The sequence below is a fragment of the Schaalia sp. HMT-172 genome, assembly GCF_030644365.1.
Lineage (GTDB): Bacteria > Actinomycetota > Actinomycetes > Actinomycetales > Actinomycetaceae > Pauljensenia.
The window spans coordinates 434,612-453,055 of the sequence record NZ_CP130058.1; the positions used below are offsets into that span (position 1 = coordinate 434,612).

The 18,444-nt window shown below is 67.5% G+C and carries 16 protein-coding genes; 9 read left to right on the forward strand and 7 right to left on the reverse strand.

Annotated elements, in window-relative coordinates; translation table 11 throughout:
• The first annotated feature begins 67 nt into the window (after positions 1 to 67).
• The 3 genes from QU663_RS01760 (at position 68) to QU663_RS01770 (ending at position 1,202) form a co-directional block, all read left to right on the forward strand.
• Positions 68 to 286: a helix-turn-helix domain-containing protein gene (locus QU663_RS01760; protein ID WP_009055484.1), complete on the forward strand. Its 219-nt coding sequence runs from the start codon at positions 68 to 70 to the stop codon at positions 284 to 286.
• A gap of 84 nt (positions 287 to 370) precedes the next feature.
• Positions 371 to 469, forward strand: a complete 99-nt coding sequence (locus tag QU663_RS01765) for a 30S ribosomal protein bS22 (RefSeq protein ID WP_003792170.1) — start codon at positions 371 to 373, stop codon at positions 467 to 469.
• 64 nt (positions 470 to 533) lie between these two features.
• Positions 534 to 1,202 carry a histidine phosphatase family protein gene (locus QU663_RS01770; protein WP_021612723.1) on the forward strand — a complete coding sequence of 223 codons (669 nt, stop codon included), beginning with the start codon at positions 534 to 536 and terminating at the stop codon, positions 1,200 to 1,202.
• Here the strand turns inward: QU663_RS01770 and QU663_RS01775 are convergent.
• Entirely contained in the window at positions 1,199 to 1,573 is a 375-nt protein-coding gene (locus tag QU663_RS01775) for a hypothetical protein (protein ID WP_021612722.1), read from the reverse strand. The two genes, QU663_RS01770 and QU663_RS01775, sit on opposite strands and share 4 nt — an antisense overlap.
• A gap of 63 nt (positions 1,574 to 1,636) precedes the next feature.
• Positions 1,637 to 2,542, reverse strand: coding sequence for a ribokinase (locus QU663_RS01780; RefSeq protein ID WP_021612721.1), 906 nt, complete (start codon positions 2,540 to 2,542; stop codon positions 1,637 to 1,639).
• A gap of 165 nt (positions 2,543 to 2,707) precedes the next feature.
• Between QU663_RS01780 and QU663_RS01785 the strand changes: the two genes are divergently transcribed.
• On the forward strand, positions 2,708 to 4,138 hold the full coding sequence (locus tag QU663_RS01785) for an MFS transporter (protein ID WP_021612720.1): 1,431 nt from the start codon (positions 2,708 to 2,710) through the stop codon (positions 4,136 to 4,138).
• A 188-nt stretch (positions 4,139 to 4,326) separates the two neighbouring features.
• Here the strand turns inward: QU663_RS01785 and QU663_RS01790 are convergent, their stop codons facing one another.
• Complete coding sequence (locus tag QU663_RS01790; RefSeq protein ID WP_021611397.1) at positions 4,327 to 5,220, reverse strand: 1,4-dihydroxy-2-naphthoate polyprenyltransferase; 894 nt, start codon at positions 5,218 to 5,220, stop codon at positions 4,327 to 4,329.
• Between the two features lie 43 nt (positions 5,221 to 5,263).
• Positions 5,264 to 6,586: an AMP-binding protein gene (locus QU663_RS01795; RefSeq protein ID WP_198010209.1), complete on the reverse strand. Its 1,323-nt coding sequence runs from the start codon at positions 6,584 to 6,586 to the stop codon at positions 5,264 to 5,266.
• A gap of 206 nt (positions 6,587 to 6,792) precedes the next feature.
• On the opposite strand from QU663_RS01795, the gene QU663_RS01800 reads away from it, so the two are divergent.
• Together QU663_RS01800 and QU663_RS01805 are read left to right on the forward strand one after the other, a co-directional pair.
• Positions 6,793 to 8,235: a L,D-transpeptidase family protein gene (locus tag QU663_RS01800; RefSeq protein WP_034480787.1), complete on the forward strand. Its 1,443-nt coding sequence runs from the start codon at positions 6,793 to 6,795 to the stop codon at positions 8,233 to 8,235.
• Positions 8,236 to 8,682: 447 nt separating this feature from the next.
• Positions 8,683 to 10,416, forward strand: a complete 1,734-nt coding sequence (locus tag QU663_RS01805; RefSeq protein WP_021611615.1) for an alpha-glucosidase — start codon at positions 8,683 to 8,685, stop codon at positions 10,414 to 10,416.
• A gap of 50 nt (positions 10,417 to 10,466) precedes the next feature.
• Here QU663_RS01805 and QU663_RS01810 read toward each other — a convergent pair whose 3' ends face one another.
• Entirely contained in the window at positions 10,467 to 11,462 is a 996-nt protein-coding gene (locus tag QU663_RS01810; protein WP_021611616.1) for a hypothetical protein, read from the reverse strand.
• Positions 11,463 to 11,750: 288 nt separating this feature from the next.
• On the opposite strand from QU663_RS01810, the gene QU663_RS01815 reads away from it, so the two are divergent.
• The gene (locus QU663_RS01815; protein WP_021611617.1) at positions 11,751 to 12,914 is read left to right on the forward strand and encodes a hypothetical protein; all 1,164 of its coding nucleotides are present in this window, start codon (positions 11,751 to 11,753) and stop codon (positions 12,912 to 12,914) included.
• 75 nt (positions 12,915 to 12,989) lie between these two features.
• On the opposite strand, the gene QU663_RS01820 is transcribed toward QU663_RS01815, so the two are convergent.
• Positions 12,990 to 14,036: a hypothetical protein gene (locus QU663_RS01820; protein ID WP_156912134.1), complete on the reverse strand. Its 1,047-nt coding sequence runs from the start codon at positions 14,034 to 14,036 to the stop codon at positions 12,990 to 12,992.
• 78 nt (positions 14,037 to 14,114) lie between these two features.
• Positions 14,115 to 15,095: a 1,4-dihydroxy-2-naphthoyl-CoA synthase gene (locus QU663_RS01825; RefSeq protein WP_021611619.1), complete on the reverse strand. Its 981-nt coding sequence runs from the start codon at positions 15,093 to 15,095 to the stop codon at positions 14,115 to 14,117.
• Positions 15,096 to 15,442: 347 nt separating this feature from the next.
• On the opposite strand from QU663_RS01825, the gene QU663_RS01830 reads away from it, so the two are divergent.
• Together QU663_RS01830 and menD are read left to right on the forward strand one after the other, a co-directional pair.
• On the forward strand, positions 15,443 to 16,501 hold the full coding sequence (locus QU663_RS01830) for an o-succinylbenzoate synthase (protein ID WP_021611620.1): 1,059 nt from the start codon (positions 15,443 to 15,445) through the stop codon (positions 16,499 to 16,501).
• 9 nt (positions 16,502 to 16,510) lie between these two features.
• Positions 16,511 to 18,229 carry a 2-succinyl-5-enolpyruvyl-6-hydroxy-3-cyclohexene-1-carboxylic-acid synthase gene (gene menD / locus QU663_RS01835; RefSeq protein WP_304990652.1) on the forward strand — a complete coding sequence of 573 codons (1,719 nt, stop codon included), beginning with the start codon at positions 16,511 to 16,513 and terminating at the stop codon, positions 18,227 to 18,229.
• The last annotated feature ends 215 nt before the right edge of the window (positions 18,230 to 18,444 follow it).

The window sequence follows — 18,444 nt, forward strand, 5'->3', positions numbered from 1 at the left end:
TCGTGAGGCTACGTAAGCGGTGAACGAACGGGTTTAGCGCGCCTCGCGAGCATACTGGGAGTCATTAATGGAACAGCAGTCGGCGCCGCGCTTTATGACTGTCACGGAAGTGGCGGACATCATGCGCGTCTCTAAGATGACTGTGTACCGGTTGATTCACAGTGGCGAAATGCCCGCGATCCGCGTCGGAAAGAGCTTCCGAGTCCCCGAGGCCGCGGTCGCCCAGATGATCCAGGCCGGTATGGCGGATCACTCCGGTGGCCAGGCTCGCGTCATTGGCGGGTAGTATAGGCACGATGTGCCCGCTCCGGGCACCCATCATCAACCAGCGGTAGTACCTCTGCCGCCCACACTACGAGGGAGGAACCCCATGGGCTCCGTCATCAAGAAGCGCCGTAAGCGCATGGCGAAGAAGAAGCACCGCAAGCTCCTGCGTAAGACGCGTCACCAGCGTCGCAACAAGAAGTGAGCGAGTGGAGGCCCGGCCATCTGGTCGGGCCTCTCGTGTGCCCAGGCCCCTATACTTGTGGCTTATGGACCGCACCATCATTCACGTCATGCGCCACGGCGAAGTGGCCAACCCCGACGGCGTCTTGTACGGCAGGCTTCCCGGTTTTGGGCTGACGGAGCTCGGGCATCAGATGGCCGCGCGCGCCGCACAGTACCTGGTGGAATCGGGTGCGGATATCGCTCGCGTCATCTCCTCGCCGCTGCTGCGCGCACAGCTGACGGCGGCGCCGACCGCAGCGGCCTACGGGCTGAGCATCGCCTCGGATCCCCACCTCATCGAATCCGACAACGTGTTCGAGGGGCTCCCGGTCAACTCTCATCGCGCGATGCTGGCCAACCCCAAGTACTACAAGTACTACTGCAACCCACTGCGTCCCTCGTGGGGCGAACCCTACCGCGACGTCGCATCCCGCATGAGCGCGGCCCTGTCCTCGGCGCTGCGCGAGGCTCGGGGGCGCGAGGCGCTGGTCGTGTCCCATCAGAACCCGATCGTGACGCTGACGCGCTTCGTGAACGGCCAGCCGCTGGCGCACTCGCCCAAGTCGCGGCACTGCTCGCTGGCCTCCATCACGTCCTTCATCTTCTCGGGTGCCACGCTCGTGGGGACCTCCTACGCGGAGCCCGCCGCGGACCTGGTCGCCCTGGCGAAGGACATGACGCCGGGCGACTCTGCCGCCGACCTGCGCCGTTAGCTGTCGGACCCGGTCGCGTCCCCGTCTGAGGCGTCCTCGCCCCGCTCGCGCTTGCGTCGCTCCTCCTCGCGGCGCTTGCGCTGAATGTCGCGCTCGAGGCGGAAGAGGAACTCGGGGTCGTCGTCCGGCGCCGAGGGGCGGGAGGGGGTGTGAGGGCGCGCCTGCTGCGTCTTTTCCGCGCGCGACACCCAGCGCAGCACGAGCCATACGATCGGGCCGATCGCCGCGATCGTCGCCGTGAAGAGGATGATGAGCAGCCAGATCGGCTTGGGGAGCTTGCCGGGCATCTCATCTTCGGGCGTGCGGTGCCAGTCCGCGGCCGCGTAGATGGTGAGCGCGAGCATTGCGACGAAGAAGAGGATCCTGGCCATGCCCCTAGTCTACGGGCGTGGGGTGCCTCACGCGCTCGCGTTCACTCCCGGGGCAATCCTCGATCAGTTGCGCGTGATCCTGGGCAGGTTCGCGTAGGAGGCGGCCGCCCCCGGCGCGAGGACCGCCGCGGCCCCCGCCCGCATGCCGTCCGCCACGGCCTCGTCGAAGGGCTTGCCGAGCGTCAGCGCCGCAGCCAGCGCCCCCACGCACGCGTCCCCTGCCCCCGTGGTGTCCACGGCCTCACCGAGCGTGATCGCGGGGCTGTGGCGGGCCTCGGCCCCCGATGCCCACGCCGCGCCCTGCGCGCCCAGCGTCACGACGACGTGGCGCGGACCCATGCCTCGTAGCGCCCGTGCCACGCCGATCGCCTCGGTCGGCGTCGCCGGCGCCGGCATGCCCAGCGTCAGCCCGGCCTCCGTCTCGTTGACCACCAGGATGTCGACGCGCGACAGCGTTGCCGGGTCGGTTGCGCGCGCGGGCGCCAGGTTGAGCAGGACCCGCGCGCCAAAGGAATGAGCCCACTCGATGGCCGCCGCGTTGGCCGCAGGGGGAATCTCGGCCTGGAGGACGACGATGTCGGAGGGGGCGGGGAACAACGAGGCCTTGGCGTGGGCGATCGATGACGCGCGGTTCGCGCCCGCGTCCAGGATGATCGTGTTCTCCCCGCTGGCGGCAACCGTGATGAGCGCGGTTCCCGACGGGGAGTCGACCTCGCGCAGGTGGGTGACGCCCACGCCGTGGGCCGCGAGATGCGTGCGCAGGCTGTGGCCCGCCAGGTCGGTGCCCACCGCCCCGACGAAGAGGGTGGGGATGCCGGAGCGGGCGGCCGCGGCCGCCTGGTTGGCTCCCTTTCCGCCGAGGCCGTAGGTCAGGGATGAGCTGGAGAGGGTCTCTCCGGGGGTTGGGAAACGGTCGACGGTGACCGTCACGTCCTGATTGATGGAACCGACAACGATGACGCGTGCCATGGACTCTCCTATGTGATGGATGCTTCATTGTGCCATGTCACAGGCTTCGTTGACAACTATCGGGGTGCGACGTTCGGCGAGTTTTCAAGGATTAAGTGCAACTTAATTCGTCAGCCAGTTTCCTGCAATACTACTAAAGTGACGCTTTATGGTGAACTATCGGCCGTGCGCACACTCCGATTCCTCGTCTCCACACGCCCGGCAGCCCCCTCCTGCCGCGTCGACACCATCCCCTCCCAGGTCATCCAGGCGGGGGCCACGGCCTCGGCCTCCACGCGCACGGCCGCACCCAACAAGGAACGCGCGGCCAGCCCCGCGAGCGTCCTCCTGTCCCTCCTGGGCATCTACGCGCTCGGCACCGTCTCCCTCCAGGGCTTCAACCTCGTCTACCTGCGCGTCGCCGCCGATATCGGCGCCGGCGACGCCTCCGGCCTCATCACCGCCATCCCCGGCATCGTCCTCGGCGTCGCATGCTTCCTGTACGGCACCCTCGGCGACTTCATCCCCCTGCGCCGCATCGTCGACGTCGGCGTCGCCCTCATCGTCGCGGGCTCCCTCCTCGGATTCGCCTTCTCCTCCTCCCTGACCGGCATCATCATCGCCCGGGCGCTCCAAACCCTAGGCTACCAGGCCGCCGCCTCCGCCTACATGATCCTCGCCACCGGCATCGCCGACCCCAAGCGCCGCAGCCTCTACGTCGGCCTCATGTGCGCCGCCTTCCAAGGAGGAACCGCCATCGGTATGCTCTCCGGGGGCCTCCTCGCCGACGCCAACTGGGCGCTCCTCCTCCTCATCCCCCTCGGCGGCCTCGCCTTCGTGCCCATCATGGGACGGCGCGTTCCCGCCCGCGCCCACACCGGGCGCGTTGACGTCGTCGGCCTCGCGATCTTCTCCGCCCTGGCACTCCTGCTCACACTGGCCGCCTCCAACCCCTGCTGGTGGCTCATCGGCGGCCTCATCCTCGGCGCCGCCGCCTTCTGGCGCTACATCGGCCGCGCCCGCGCGCCCTTCATCACCCGCTCCTTCTTCACCAACGTCCCCTGGGCGCGCTCCGTCAGCCTCATCGTCATCGTCTACTGCATGAACTTCACCGTCGCGCCCCTCATGAACGGCATCGGCGCCGCCTACTACGCGATCACCCCCGCGCAGGTCTCCGTGCGACTCCTGCCCGCCTACTGCGTCGCCCTGACCACCGCCATGAGCTCCGGCGCCGTCATGGCCCGCATCGGCCGCGGCGCCACCGTGCGCGGCTGCGTCGGACTGATCCTCGCCGGGACCGCGCTGCTCGCCCTGTGCATGAGCGCCGGGCCCTGGGTCATCACCGCCTCCATGTGCCTCATCTACGCCGGCTTCGGAGCCCTCTTCACCCCCATCTACGACACCGTCTTCGCCACCGTCGCCCCCGGGCAAAACGGCCGCGCCGTCGCCATGAACGACCTGGCCATGCAGGGCAGCGCCGCCATCGGCATCGGCGTCTTCACCCCCTGGCTCGCCACCGGTTCCTTCCACGCCGTCGCCCTCGTGTGCGTCGGCGCGGCCGCCACCGGCATCGCCGGGGACTGGGCGCACGAATACCTCTACCGCCTCGGCCGCTGAGCGGCTCCCCGGGCGCGGGGCCGTGCGCGGATAGCCGACGGCGAGGCCGTTCGCAGTCTGTGAGCGCGAGGTCGCCCGACGCAGGCTGTGAGCGCGAGGCCGCCGCGCGTCGTTCGGGCCTCACGCAGCCCGCCCCGGGCGTGCGCCGCGCCCAGCGCACCCCGCCCAGGCCTCGTCCTGCCTCGTCCCTACGACAGGACCAGCGCCAGCGCCGCGAGAAGCGCCCACGCCAGCGTCGAGAACCCCGTATTACGCAGCACCGCGATCAGCGCGCGCCCCGAGGCCCCCGTCAACACCGGCAGACTCACGCCCGCCGCCCATCCGGCCGCGCCCACGCCCAGCGCGCACGTCGCCAGCGGGTGCAACCCAATGGCCACGCCCACAACCGCGATCAGCGCGACCGGAACCCACACGCACGCCGCAAACACCCAGCGCGACGCCCGATCCCCGAGACGCACCGCAGCCGTCATCTTGCCGGACGCGCGATCCGTTGGAATATCGCGAATATTATTCGCCATCAGCAGGGCCACCGACAGCAGCCCCAGCGCCGACGCGCTCACCCACAGCCACCACGGCGCCGACTGCACCTGCGTCCACGACGTGCCCACGCACGCCAGCAAGCCGAAAAACACGAAGACCATCAGCTCGGACAGGCCGATGCCCATGTACGCGTACGGGTGCTTCCCACCCGTGTAGAACCACGCCGCCACCACGGCCGCGGCGCCCGCAGCGATCAGCCACCACGTGCCCGAGATCGCGACCAGCGCCACGCCAGCGACGCCCGCCAACGCGAAACAACCCAGCGCGGCCCCCAGAACGGTCCTCGGCTTGGCGAGGCCACCTCCCGTCAGACGCGCCGGCCCCTGACGGTTATCGTCCGTACCGCGAATCCCATCCGAATAGTCGTTCGCATAATTGACCCCCACCTGCAGGGCCAGCGCCACCACGAGCGCCAAGCACGCCCGCCCCGCGTCAAACCCGCCCAAGTAATGCGCGGCCGCCGACCCGACAATCACGGGTGCGGCGGCAGCGGGCAAGGTGCGCAGGCGAGCGCCTTCAATCCAATCCGTCACGGTAGCCATGGCCACCAGTGTAGTTGCAGGAAGGCCCCCGCCGGGAAACGGGCTAGCGCACCCACTCCCGTTCGGTGCCCGAGGCCTCGCTCGCGGACTGTGCGGCGGCGGCGCGGTCGATCTTGTCGAAGCCCAGGTACGGCAGCTCCTCCACTGCGACGACGCGGCGCGGCGCCTGCGCGCGCCCAATGCGAGCGGCCGCGTGCTCGCGGACCGCCGAGCCGAGCTCCGCCATCTCCAGCGAATCCGACGGCATCTGCTTCGGGACGACCAACGCCGTCACGATCTGGCCCCACTTCTCATCGGGAGTGCCCAGGATCCACGCGTCCGAAATGCCCTCGTAGGAGCGCACCGCGCGGCGCAGGGGCCCCGGCGCAATCGACAGGCCGCCCGAGGTGATGACGTCGTCCGCGCGCCCGCTCACTTCCACCTTGCCCGAGGCCCGGATGATGCCCATGTCTCCCGAAACCAGCCAGCGGTGGCCGCCCTCCTCGAAGAAGGGGCTCTCCGCTTCCAAGTAGCGCGTCATCAGGGTCGGGCCGTTGAACGCCAGGCGCGTGCGCCCGTCCCAGTCGACTGCACGGATTGTCACGCCGGGCATCGGCTCGCCGTCGTACACGCAGCCGCCCGACGTCTCCGTCATGCCGTAGGTGGTGCGCACCTTCAGGCCCTCGTCCAGGGCGCGTTGGAGCAGGTTCTGGCTGATCGCCGCGCCGCCCACGAGGATCGCCGACAGGGAACGCAGGGCGTCTATGACCTGGTCGCCCGCATCGAGGCACTGCACGAGCTGCGTGGGCACGAGTGAGAGGTAGCCCGGCATCTGGTCTTGGGTGACGCCCGCGATCGCGGGCAGGAGCGCCGCCGGGTCGAAGCCCTGCGTCGTGTCCACGACCTGCGGGTTCGTTCCTGCGACCGCGGCGCGCAGGAGAACCATCGCGCCGGCGATGTGGTGCGTGGGCAGCGCCAGGATCCAGCGGCCCGGGCCGTCCAGTGCCAGCTCCGTGGCCTTCGCGGAGGCGATGAGGGCGTCGGTCGAGAGGCCGACCAGTCGAGGCTTGCCGACGCTGGAACCCGATGTCGCGATGACGAGGTCGACGCCGTCGAGGAAGTGCGGATCGTTGGTGATTCGATCGGCGAGGCCGGGGTAGTCCTCCTCGGGGAACGCCTGCTCGGGCGTCGCCGCGGACCCGCGCAGCGTGGCCGGGGGGACCAGGGCGGGGTCGCGCAGGAAGACGACGGTGTGCGGCGCCGGGTGATTCGGGTCGGCCTGTCGCTCCTCGTAGAGCTCAACGAGCTTGTGGATCGAGGCATTCGCCAGGGCGACGGCGTTGATCGCCGTGCCGCCGGGGACAACTAGAATTCGCGGCGCAACCATGGTGAGCCTCCCAAGTTCGACAGCAAACGCGGATATAACAAGCATAAGGGCTTGCGTTCGTGCTGGTGGTGAGCCGCTTCGCGGCAATGATCACGTTTGGCGCGTGAATCCTTGATCGTGTGGTCATTTTTTATGTGGCATACTGCTCAGCTGAAATTTCAATCGTCTACTTTCGTGAGTCTGCTCGAGGTTATAGGATGGCGACGATGCTCAAGAAACTTTCCACTAAAACCAGGTGGGCGATCGGCGCGGCGTGCGCCCTCGTCCTCGTTGTTGTCTGCGCCGTCATCGTCTACGCGGCGAACTACTCCGGCCGCGTGCTGCCCGGCACCACCGTCGCCGGGACCGCCGTCAACGGCATGACCCGCGACCAGGTCATCGCCGCCGTCACCTCGCGCGCCGACGCCACGAACGTGACCCTCACCGTCGAAGGCAAGGCCACCACGGCCTCGCTCAACGAAGCCGGTATCACGGTCGACGCCGAGGCCACCGCCGACGAGGCCATGAAGGGATCCACCTCCCTGCCCGCCTTCGTCGGTGCCCTCTTCTCCGAGCGCACCGTGGAGCCCGTGACCACCGTCTCCGACGACTCCATCAAGAAACTCGCGGCGACCGTCAACTCCACCCTGACCTCGGAGATGAAGGACGCGCAGGTCATCGTTGCGCCCGACGGTGAGTCCTTCACCGTCACGCGCGCGCAGAACGGCAACGGCATCGCGCCCGACGAGGTCGCCGCCGCCGTCAAACAGGCCGGTGCCACCCTGACCTCCGTCAGCCAGGACGTCTCCGTCTCCCAGATGGAGCCCTCTATCACCACCGAGGACGCACAGGCCGCCGCCGACAAGGCCAACGCCCTGCTCGATACCGAGATCGAAATCTCCGACGGCATCGACACCTTCTACGCCGAGCGCTCCGACAAAGTCCAGTGGTTCGAATTCCTCACCAAGGACGACGGGAGCCTCGACGAGCCCAGCATCAGCACCGTCAAGGTCGCCGACTGGGTCAACGCCCTGGCGGCCACCACCGACGTCAAGCCCGAAAACCGCGTCGAAAACGTGGACTCCTCCGGCAACGTGCTGACCACCGCCCGCGAAGGCAAGAAGGGCCTGAAGACCAACAACACCGAAGAGATCACGAAGGGCGTCGTCGCCGCGATGAGCGACGGCACCCCCTATGAGGGCCTCTTCCACTACGACGACGTCGAGCCCGGCTCCGAGACCAAGCAGGTTGCCGAAGGCACCGAAAACCTGGTCTATCAGGCCGCCGAGGGCGAGAAGTGGGTCGACATCAACCTTTCTGACGCCTCCGTCACCGCCTATGTTGGCGGCAAGGTTGCGGGCGGTCCGTTCTACATGGTGCCCGGCGCCCCCGACACGCCCACCGTCACTGGCACGTTCCACGTCTATCTCAAGTACGACGTGCAGACCATGCGCGGCGAGAACGCCGACGGTAGCAAGTACGAGACCGAAGGTGTCCCGTGGGTCACCTACTTCACCGGCTCCTACGCGATGCACGGCGCCCCCTGGCGTTCCTCCTTCGGGTGGAGCGGCTATGGCGGCTCCCACGGCTGCGTGAATATGCCCGTTGATGCCGCGAAGTTCATCTATGACTGGACCGACATGGGCGACACGGTGGTCGTTCACTACTGATAGCCCATGCTCGAGCATCGGGGGCGGGCCGGAACCGAGAGGTTCCGGCCCGCCCGCTGTTTGGTGGTGGTTGCGTCTAGGTTCTCGTGGTGGGTGCGACGGATCGTGGTGAAGGAGTTCGTTGTGGTGGCCTGGTGTGGTTTCCCAACAATGTCGCACGTAATTTCCATGTAAACCTTTTGAATCTTGAAATCGCATCGTTGGAATTGCAACGTTTGTGGGGTGTGTTAAAAACTGACCGCCGGGAATTACGTGCGAGATTTATGGGGACACCATAGGGCGCTAGTGTCGGCGTGTCGTTGCAATTGCCCGGCTGGCGGCTGCGCGGCCTGCGAACTTGGTGCGGGCCCTGAGACGCGGTAGTCTGCGGATGGCTGACAGTAAGCCGCTAGTGACATGCGGCTAGCGGCTGCATACGTAGGTTCCCCGACTCTCGGCAGGTGCTCCATGTTCTTCTCTCGCGATGCTCTGAACCCCGCAGGCAACGGCCTGGGCCCCGACGAGTGGTGGAAGGGCGCCGTCGTCTACCAGATCTACCCGCGCTCCTTCAAGGATTCCAACGGGGACGGCTTCGGTGACCTCGAAGGCATCCGACAGAAACTGGACTACCTGAAGAACCTGGGCGTGGACGTCCTGTGGCTCTCGCCGATCTACACCTCCCCGCAGGCGGACAACGGCTACGACATCGCCGACTACTACGACATCGATCCCATGTTCGGGACGCTCGCGGACTTCGATGCCCTGCTGGACGGCGTCCACGAGAGGGGCATGCGCCTCGTCATGGACCTGGTCGTCAACCACTCTTCCGACGAGAACCCGTGGTTCGTCGAGTCGCGCTCCTCCCGGGATAACCCGAAGCGCGACTGGTACATCTGGCGTGACCCTCGCCCCGGGTGCGTGGGAGGCGAGGCCGGGGCACAGCCCAACAACTGGGGGTCCTTCTTCTCCGGCTCGGCCTGGGCGTGGGACGAGGCCACGGGACAGTACTACCTGCATCTTTTCGACAAGAAGCAGCCCGACCTGAACTGGGATAACCCCGAGGTCCGCGCCGCCATCTACGAGATGATGAACTGGTGGCTCGACCGCGGCGTTGACGGATTCCGTATGGACGTCATCAACCTGATCTCGAAGGATCCGGGCCTGCCTGACGGCGTCGTCTATCCGGGGCGCGCGTGGGGCGAGGGTTACCCGCACTTTTCCGAAGGCCCGCACCTGCACGAATACCTGGCCGAGATGCGCCGCGAGGTGTTCGACGGCCGCGCCGGCACTATGACGGTCGGCGAAACTCCGGGCGTGCGCCGCGACAACGTCCTGCTGTTCACGGACCCGGCCCGGCGCGAGCTCGACATGGTGTTCCAATTCGACCACGTCGACCTCGGCCTCGAAGCGGGGAAGTTCCACCCGCGCCCGCTGCGCCCCGGCGAGCTCGCCGACTGCCTGAGCGCCTGGCAGGAAGCGCAGGGCGAGGTCGGGTGGAATAGCCTCTACCTGGATAATCATGACCAGCCGCGCGCCGTCAGCCGTTTCGGCGACGAATCGCACCGCTACGCCTCGGCGACCGCCTTGGCCACCGCGCTGCACATGCTGCGTGGCACCCCCTACGTGTACCAGGGCGAGGAGCTCGGCATGACCAACGGGGCGTTCCATGGCCTCGACGATTTCCGTGATGTTGAAGCGCTGCGCTACTACCGCGAGGCCGTGGCGGCGGGGGAGCGCCCCGAGGCCGTCCTGGCAGGTATGCGCGCGATCGGGCGCGACAACGCGCGCACGCCCGTCCAGTGGGACGCGAGCGAGCACGCCGGCTTCACGGAGGGGGACCCGTGGATTGGCGTCACCCCGAACTACCGGGAGATCAACGCCGCCTCCCAGGTCGGTGATCCCTCTTCCGTGTACGCCTACTATCGCGCGCTTGCGGACGTCCGCCACGGCCTGCCCGTCATCGCGGTTGGCGCATACGAGCGCATCGCGACCCCCTCGACCGCTATTTTCGCCTACCGGCGCACCCTCGGCGAGGCCGTGGCAACGGTCCTCGTCAACCTTTCCTCACAGCCCGCGTCCCTCGGCGAGGCGGCGCGTGGGGTGGCAGGCGAGCTGCTTCTTTCTAACCGCGACCTGCCCGAGGCCGAGCGGGGAGTCCCGGCAGTCCTCGAGCCGTGGGAGGCGCGCGTTTACCTCGCGTGAGGGGCGCGTGGCCCCTGGGTGCTGGCGTATGTTCGTGTACACGTCATGAATCATTTATCCAGAGTGCACTCCAGCGTGGGCGTTGCACCGTCGTAAGCGAAGTCGATGCGGCATTCGAAGGAGGTCCCTTGGGGGAATTTCTTGCCGGCGTTGGGGTCGGTGGGGCCTGTACCTACTGTGAGGGTGAAGCGCGTATTCTCCAGTGGGCCGATGAAGGGAGGGTCGTTGACCAGGTCCAGTGGTTCAGTGGAGAATGCGAGGGCTCCGCAGGTGCGTTGTCGCGCGGGGTCTGGCGTGCCGGTGCGGCAAGATGCCGCGAAGGCTTCGCTTTCGGTTTGGATCCATTGGGTGAGCTTCTCGCTCGGCTCAATTGTGAAGGGGCTGGTCCACATGTTGGTGCGGATTTCCCCTGCCCCATCGGCCAGGGGGTGCTCGTAGTTGAGCGTCCAGTAGTCGGGGTTCTTGGGGGTGGCTTCCACGCGGTAGCTGCCGGGAAGGAGGAGGTAGGAACCCCGCGGGTTGCTGACCAGGATGTCGCCGACGCGAATGCTGCGCAGGCCGTCCGTGTCGATCACCGTGGTCATCGATCCATACGAAAAGGTGTCGATCTTCCACATGCCGAGCTGACCGTTCCTCCTCGTGGTCTCTTTGAAATAGGAACTGAAGGAGTAGGAGTCGCTTGCGCGGTCGTTGAATCGAACCGTACCCTCGATCTCCGTCCATATGCCCTCGTTCTCCGTCGAGTTGTTGGGAACTGCGCGCCCCTCAAAAGTGACTTTCGAGGGGGCGTGCGCGTGTGCGGCATCCGTGAGGAAGTCATGCGAGTTTTTGTCGTCGAAAAGGGTCACGAGTTCGGGGAAGTATCTCACGGCGTCGTTGTACTTTCCGTCTTTGACGAGGTCCATGTAGCGGTTCCATGCATCCAAGGCGGTCAGGTCGGACAGGTACACGTAGTTCGACCAGTATCCCCCTCCTGCGATGGCGGCCACGAGGCCCACGCACGAGGCGGCGGCAACCCAGCGCTTGCGCTGTGGTGTGTTGTTCATTGGTGGCTCCGTCGACGAGTCGTTCGTTCTTGTTTCAGTGCGTGTCATGGATTCTCCCAGGGCGTGCAACATCGAAAGGTAGCAAGCGGACGATCGGTGGCGCAAGCACCTGACAGCCGCTCAGGCTTTCAGTAGTAGTAGGGGCAGTCCTCCCAGCGGGGTGCGCGGTACTCGAGGAAGGCGTCGCGCCCCTCCTGGGCCTTGGTGGTGTGGTGGGTTACTGAGGGTGCTGTCGTTCGATAGTATATGGAGCGGTCAGGTTTTTTGCTCCTACGTGAGAGAGGCGTTATGACGGCGAAGAAGCTTTATCACCGCCTGTACGCGCGTGTGGTGCGCGCGCGGCTGCGTTGGTCTGCGTCGCCGCCGGTATTTTTTGCGCGTAAGCGGTACTGGCTCTCAACGATGGTGGCTGTTGCTGTTGTGATCGGCGCGGTCGCCTCGGTGCTCGCGTGGCGCTCGCACGTTGAGCGGGCGAACCGGGAACTGGACGCGCAGGCTCTGGCCGGTGCGACCAGCGTGGTGAACGCCTACTGCGATGCGATCCTAAAGGGAAACGTTGACGAGGCAGCCGCGATGGATGGCCTCGCCAATTCCACCGACCCGGAGTGGATGCTCACCGATGCGGGTGAGGATTTCAGGGTTTCGGCGGGTACTCATATGTCTCTGGCAGTGTCTGAGGGGACGCTCTCGCCGGACAGACTCACTGCGACCTTCGAGGTCACGGGTACTGATAACTTCGGGAGGGGCACGCCTGAGCATATCGAGATGGTGGCGCGCCGTGAGAGCCTGGATGCGCCGTGGATGATCGCTACGAGCATGGCACAGACTGTGACGGTCGAGTTGCCCGCCGCCACGACCGAGGTTCTTTTCAACGGCGTTACCATCGCTTCCTTTGACCCCGTGGCGGAGTGGCCGGTCAAAGGACGGGCCCTCACGTTGACCCTCTACCCGGGGGAGTATGAGATCGGCGCGCGCTCATTCAGTAGCGAGGCGCGCCTGAGCTCGTTGCCTGGCAAGCTTCAGCAGCTCTATCGAGATGACGAGTACGGCGCAGTCCGGTCTCGGTTCGACGTTGAGCTGTCGAGTACCGGCGCCACGACGGTGAGGCCCTTCACTTTCGATGGCACTGTCTTGCGAGCGGAAACAGAGATCGAGCTCGTGGAGCTCATCACGCAGTGTATCGACACGCAGGGAAGCTCATCGCACCTGTGCCCCGACGCGACCACAAACGCTCCACCGAGAGTCAAGCAGGTTGACCTTCGTCACGAAGTCGGGTACTACGACATTCGCGTGACCATTGATTCTCCGACGACCTTCACGATTGAGAGGCTGCGTGTCCCGAACCCAGCGCCCGGCACAGCCGAGTCATACACGGGCAGCGGCACCATGTCCTACGACGAGAACGGCAACGAAGCGATCACCGGGATCACCCTCGTCCCGAGCGAGGCCTGACTCTCCCGCAGATGCCGACTAGCCCACGGTCGGGGCGGCTGGACCCAGGTCGGCGCGGCGCCGGGGCCGTCAGAACTATCGGCGTCGTTTGCCCACCGTGCATGAGGCGTCGGGTGAGTCTGAGGTATCAGGGAAGCTGATGTCACAGGTAACGTAAACAGTCGAGATATGGTAGCCCTCTTTGAGGATGGTCTCGCCCATGTCGACGTAGAACCCGAACCAAGTCGGATGCACTTCGAAGCTGATGAGGTCAACAGGTGGGAGGGCGGGGGCATCAGAGCGCAGTGCCAGGACACCGCATTTCTGCACATCAGCAGGATTGAGGGAAGGCATGGAAGAGCTGAAACTGGTCCGGCAGTCCATCATGAAAGCCTGGGCTGCCCCGTTGGCCCAATCCTTCAGCTCGTCGCTGGCGACCACCTCGAACGAGGGCGGACCGGCCGTGCGTAGTTCCCCCACGTTGTCGCCGAGCGGGTAGGTAAAGTCGACTTTCCAGTAGGGTTCGTGATCCGCGTGCGCCTCCATGCGATACCGTCCCGCAAAGAGGAGATGCCGCGCGTCGGGGTCAGAGATGGCCACGTCACCCACGCGCACGTCGCGCATGCCGGAGAAAGAAACGCTTTGAATCGCCGTGTCAAAACTTGCTTGCCACATGCCAAGCGAGCCGTTTCTTCTCTCGGTACTTCTCAATGAGAAGGAAAGAGTATCGGGCTCCGAGGAATCGTCGTAGACGAAGGTGGTGTCAAACCATTCAGACGTTGAGCGTGAGGTATGCGTGCTGACCTCGCTGACCTCGCTAACCCCGCTGACCTGCGGTGCGCCGACGTGGGAACGATCTATCAGCAGTTCGGTGGAAAAACCCTCCGTGAGGAACGGGTTGCTCCCGTCCGTGAGTGAAAAAGCCTCCTCGTACTGGCCGTCCGCGATAAGCGAGGCGAAGTGAGCGGCCGCGTCCTGCGCGCTCACGTCGGACAGGTACACGTAGTTCGACCAGTAGCCCGCCCCGGACGCGGCGGCCACGAGGCCCACGCACGAGGCGGCGGCAACCCAGCGCTTGCGCCGTGACGGGCGCGATGGAGACTCCGTCGACGAGTCATTCCTTGCTGTTTCAGTGCGTGTCATGGATCCTCCCCGAGTGTGCAACATCGAAAGGTAGCAAGTGGACGATCGGTGACGCAAGTAGCCGACAGCCTCAGGTCCTCAGTAGTAGTAGGGGTAGTCCTCCCAGCGGGGTGCGCGGTGCTCGAGGAAGGCGTCGCGCCCCTCCTGGGCCTCGGCCGTCATGTACGCCAAGCGCGTGGCCTCGCCCGCGAAGACCTGCTGGCCGGCCAGACCGTCATCCGCCAGGTTGAAGGCGAACTTCAGCATGCGGATGGCCTGCGGGGACTTCGTCGCGATGGTCGCCGCCCACTCCAGCGCGGTCTCCTCCAACTGCGCGTGCGGCACCGCGCGGTTGATGACGCCCCAACGCTCGGCAGTCTCAGCGTCGTAGCGCTCGGCCAGGAAAAAGATCTCACGCGCCCGCTTATCCCCGGCCTGACGGGCCAAAAGCGCGGAGCCGTAGCCGGCATCGAAAGACCCCACGTTCGCGTCCGTCTGCATGAAGGCCGCGTGCTCGATCGAGGCCACCGACAGGTCCGCCACCACGTTCAGCGAATGCCCGCCGCCCGCCGCCCAGCCGGGAACCGCCGCGATGACGACCTTCGGCATCGTGCGGATCAGGCGCTGGACCTCCAGGATGTGCAGGCGCCCGGCGCGCGCCGGGTCGATCTGCTCGCGGCGCTGGGCGGTTGCGGCCTCGGGGTCCGCGCCCTCGACCTCGTAGCGGTACCCGTCCCGGCCTCGGACCCTCTGGTCGCCGCCCGAGCAGAACGAATAGCCGCCGTCGCGCGCCGACGGCCCGTTGCCCGTCAGAATGACGGCCGCGACCGAGGAAGTCTGGCGCGCGTGGTCGAGCGCGCGGAACAGCTCGTCGACCGTGCCCGGGCGGAAGGCGTTGCGAATGTCGGGGCGATCGAAGGCGATGCGCACCACCGGCATGTCCGCGCCCTCGGGGCGTCCATCCGCCTCGGGTCCGCGCGAAATACCGCGGTGATACGTGATGTCGGAAAAGTCGAAGCCCTCGACCTCGCGCCAGCGGGTCGGGTCGAAGGTGTCGGAGACGAAGGGCAGAGCACTCATGCCTCGGATTCTAATCGACGAGGCCGGGGCGGGGAAGGCGCGAGGAAGCCCGGGTCCGCGCGTCGAGCGGGCGTCGTATCCGCCGTGACCTCGCGGCGTATCGGGCGGAGGAACCCGCAAGCTAACCGCACGGAATGAGGCGTGTCGGAAAGGGGAAAGGGCTTACGTTGACTAGTCACATTTGATGTGATGTATCATATAGCGCTATTTGCCAGGCGTTTGGTAAGGGGGAAGAGTCTGTCACTTCTTGATGGTTAGCGCAAAAGGGCCGTACAAGTGTCAGTGAGAACGAGTTGAGGATAAGCGCAGGTTGCGCGACAATGTTACCGACATGTAAGGAGGGGCCAATGAACGCATCGCAGCAGGCGGCGCTCATGCGCATCCCCATGCGCACGCTGAGCCGTCAAACGCGGTACGCCCTCGAAGGCGTCGACGACATCTTGGTGTACAAGGTAGCGATGACCACACGCTTCCGTGGCGTGACTCGCCGCGAGGGACTCCTTCTGCACGGCCACGCCGGATGGGGCGAAGCGGCCCCCTTCTGGAACTACGACGACGCCGAGTCCTCGCGCTGGCTGGCCGCCGCCCTCGAGTCGGCGCGCCGCTTCCCGCCGGTGCCCCGGCGTAAGTACGTGCCCGTCAACGTCACGATTCCCGTGATCGCCCCCGAGGATGCCTACGAGCGTGTCAAAGCCTCGGGCGGGTGCGCGACCGCGAAAATCAAGGTCGCCGAACCCGGCGTGAGCATCTCGCGCGACTGTGCGCGCATCGCCGCCGTCGCCGACGCGCTGCGTCAAACCGTCGGCGGGCAAGCCACGATCCGCCTGGACGCCAACGGCGCCTGGGAAGTGGACGAGGCACGCGCCGTGATCCCCGCCCTCGTCGAGGCGGCCGGAGTGGTTCCCATCGAATACGTCGAACAACCCTGCCTGACGGTGGACGAACTGGCCCAGGTGCGCCGCAGCGTCGACGTGCCCATCGCCGCCGACGAGTCCATCCGCCGCGCCGAAGACCCCTTGGAGGTGGCCCGCAAGGAGGCCGCCGACGTCGTCATCATCAAGGTCGCGCCCCTGGGCGGCGTCCGCTCCGCCCTGCGGGTCGCCCGCAAGAGCGGCCTCGGCGTCGTCGTCTCCTCCGCGCTCGAAACCTCCGTGGGCCTGTCCGTGGGCGTCGCCGCCGCCGCGGCGGTCCCCGGCATTCCGCGCGCCGCGGGGCTGGCCACGGCCTCGTTGCTCGTCGCAGACGTTACCACCCCGCTCGTGCCCGAACGCGGCCGGCTGCCCGTGGGGCGCCTCGAGCCTGACCTGGAGCTCATTGACCGGAGCCCCGGCGACTCTGACCTCGCGTCCCGGTGGGGGATGCGCCTCGAAGGCATGGCTGAGCACCTGGGGGCGGGCGCCCGGTAGGCTGGGCGCATGCCCTCCGTCGATACCGCACGCGCGATCCTGTCCACCCTGGACGCCCTGGGCGTCACCCACGTCCTGTACTGCCCCGGCTCGCGCAGCGCACCCTTCGCCTACGCCCTCGAATCGGGGGCCTTCGGAGGGCAGGCGCGAGCCGTCCTCGACGAGCGTGGCGCCGGCTTCGCCGCCGTCGGCCTGGCCCGCACCGGCGCGCTGCCCGTCGTCATCGTCACCTCTGGAACCGCCGTCGCCGAACTGGCACCCGCCGTCCTGGAGGCCTCCCACGCCCGCCTGCCCCTCCTCGTCGTGAGCGCCGACCGGCCCGGCGAGCTCCGAGGCGTCGGCGCCTCGCAGGCGACCGACCAGGCCCGCCTCTTCAACACCCACGCCCGAGCCTGCGTCGACCTGGAGCCGCAGGAACCCTCGCCTCGCCTGGTCGGCCAACTCTCGCGCGCGCTCGCCGCCGCCACCGGCGCCCCCACGGGCACGCCCGGCCCGGTCCAACTCAACGTCGCCTTCCGCGACCCCCTCACGCCCCAGGCGCCCGCCCCCAGTGAAGGCGGCCTCACCGGCGACGAGGCCCCGGCCTCGTTCGTCCCACGCCCGACCCGGGTGCTCCCCGCCCGCCCCGCCCCCTCGCGATGGGAGGACATCGTCGGCCAGGCTCGCGCCGGCCTCATCGTCGCGGGCGAGGGCGCCTCGCCGCGGGCCGCACACTGGTCGCGGGCCTCGGGCTTCCCTCTCCTGGCCGAACCAGCCTCCGGGGCGTGGGCCCTCGGCGGCGTCACCCCCTTCGAGCAGGCCATCGTCTCCTCCGACCTCGCGCGCCAGGTCGACACCGTCGTCGTCACCGGGCGCCCGACCCTGTCGCGCCCCATCCACGCGCTCCTCGCACGCCCCGACGTGCGCGTCGTCGTCGCGGACCCCTGCGCGCCCTGGGTGGACATCTCGGGCAACGCGACCACGGTCGTCGCCGACCTTCAAGCCCCCGAGGGCCCGGTGCCGGGCCGCCTGGCCGACTGGTCGATGAGCGTCCAGGCCCTCTCCACAGGCGCCGGGGCGCGCATCGACCAGATCCTCGCCCGCGAGTCCGGGCGCACGATGATCGATCTGGCGCGCGCCGTCGCCTCCGCCACGTCCGGCCCGCTCGTGCTCGGCGCTTCCAACCCCGTGCGCGCCTTCGACCTGGGCGTCGCCTCCCTGTCCGGGCGCCTCGTGTACTCCAATCGAGGCCAGGCCGGCATCGACGGGACCGTCGCCACCGCGGTCGGCGTGGCCCTTGGGCTCGGCGCCGTCGCCCACCCTGACGAGGCCTCGGCCCCCGGATCCCCTCGGGGCGGGAAAGCAGCGGAGCCGGCCCATGCCCCGCGCGTCACCGTCGTCATGGGTGACCTGACGCTGTGCCACGACGCATCCTCCCTCGCGCTCGCCGCGGCCACGGGAGCCCAGCTCGACATCGTCCTCGCCGACGACTCCGGCGGCGGCATCTTCGCCACCCTCGAACACGGGCGCGCCACCACCCCCGAGGCCTACGACCGCTGGTTCGGCGTCGCCCAAAACGTCAACTACGAGGCGCTCGCCGCCGCCTACGGCGTCGGTTTCGCGCGCGCCACCCACCCGCGCGAACTCGCCGCAATCCTCGCAGCCCCCGCGGCGGGACCCCGCCTCATCCACGCGCCCGTCGAACGGGCCGCGCACCTGTACACGGCCCTGCGCGGCGCGGCATGTTGACGGGCGCGGCGAACTGACGGGTGCGGCTTGCCGGTGGGCGCGGCATGTTGACGGGTGCGGCGAACTGACGGGTGCGGCGTGCCGGTGGGTGCGGCGTGTTGACGGGCGTGGCGAACTGACGGGTGCGGCGTGCCGGTGGGCGCGGCGTGTTGACGGGTGCGGCGTGCCGGTGGGTGCGGTCACGGTTTTCAGGGAACTCACAGGGAGCTTCCAGT

Bases quoted from the DNA above. Each gene is read 5' to 3' on its own strand.
- QU663_RS01760 (WP_009055484.1), top strand. From the start codon at position 68: ATGGAACAGCAGTCGGCGCCGCGCTTTATGACTGTCACGGAAGTGGCG.
- QU663_RS01765 (WP_003792170.1), top strand. From the start codon at position 371: ATGGGCTCCGTCATCAAGAAGCGCCGTAAGCGCATGGCGAAGAAGAAG.
- QU663_RS01770 (WP_021612723.1), top strand. From the start codon at position 534: ATGGACCGCACCATCATTCACGTCATGCGCCACGGCGAAGTGGCCAAC.
- QU663_RS01775 (WP_021612722.1), bottom strand. From the start codon at position 1,573: ATGGCCAGGATCCTCTTCTTCGTCGCAATGCTCGCGCTCACCATCTAC.
- QU663_RS01780 (WP_021612721.1), bottom strand. From the start codon at position 2,542: ATGGCACGCGTCATCGTTGTCGGTTCCATCAATCAGGACGTGACGGTC.
- QU663_RS01790 (WP_021611397.1), bottom strand. From the start codon at position 5,220: ATGGCTACCGTGACGGATTGGATTGAAGGCGCTCGCCTGCGCACCTTG.
- QU663_RS01795 (WP_198010209.1), bottom strand. From the start codon at position 6,586: ATGGTTGCGCCGCGAATTCTAGTTGTCCCCGGCGGCACGGCGATCAAC.
- QU663_RS01800 (WP_034480787.1), top strand. From the start codon at position 6,793: ATGCTCAAGAAACTTTCCACTAAAACCAGGTGGGCGATCGGCGCGGCG.
- QU663_RS01805 (WP_021611615.1), top strand. From the start codon at position 8,683: ATGTTCTTCTCTCGCGATGCTCTGAACCCCGCAGGCAACGGCCTGGGC.
- QU663_RS01810 (WP_021611616.1), bottom strand. From the start codon at position 11,462: ATGAACAACACACCACAGCGCAAGCGCTGGGTTGCCGCCGCCTCGTGC.
- QU663_RS01815 (WP_021611617.1), top strand. From the start codon at position 11,751: ATGACGGCGAAGAAGCTTTATCACCGCCTGTACGCGCGTGTGGTGCGC.
- QU663_RS01820 (WP_156912134.1), bottom strand. From the start codon at position 14,036: ATGACACGCACTGAAACAGCAAGGAATGACTCGTCGACGGAGTCTCCA.
- QU663_RS01825 (WP_021611619.1), bottom strand. From the start codon at position 15,095: ATGAGTGCTCTGCCCTTCGTCTCCGACACCTTCGACCCGACCCGCTGG.
- QU663_RS01830 (WP_021611620.1), top strand. From the start codon at position 15,443: ATGAACGCATCGCAGCAGGCGGCGCTCATGCGCATCCCCATGCGCACG.
- menD (WP_304990652.1), top strand. From the start codon at position 16,511: ATGCCCTCCGTCGATACCGCACGCGCGATCCTGTCCACCCTGGACGCC.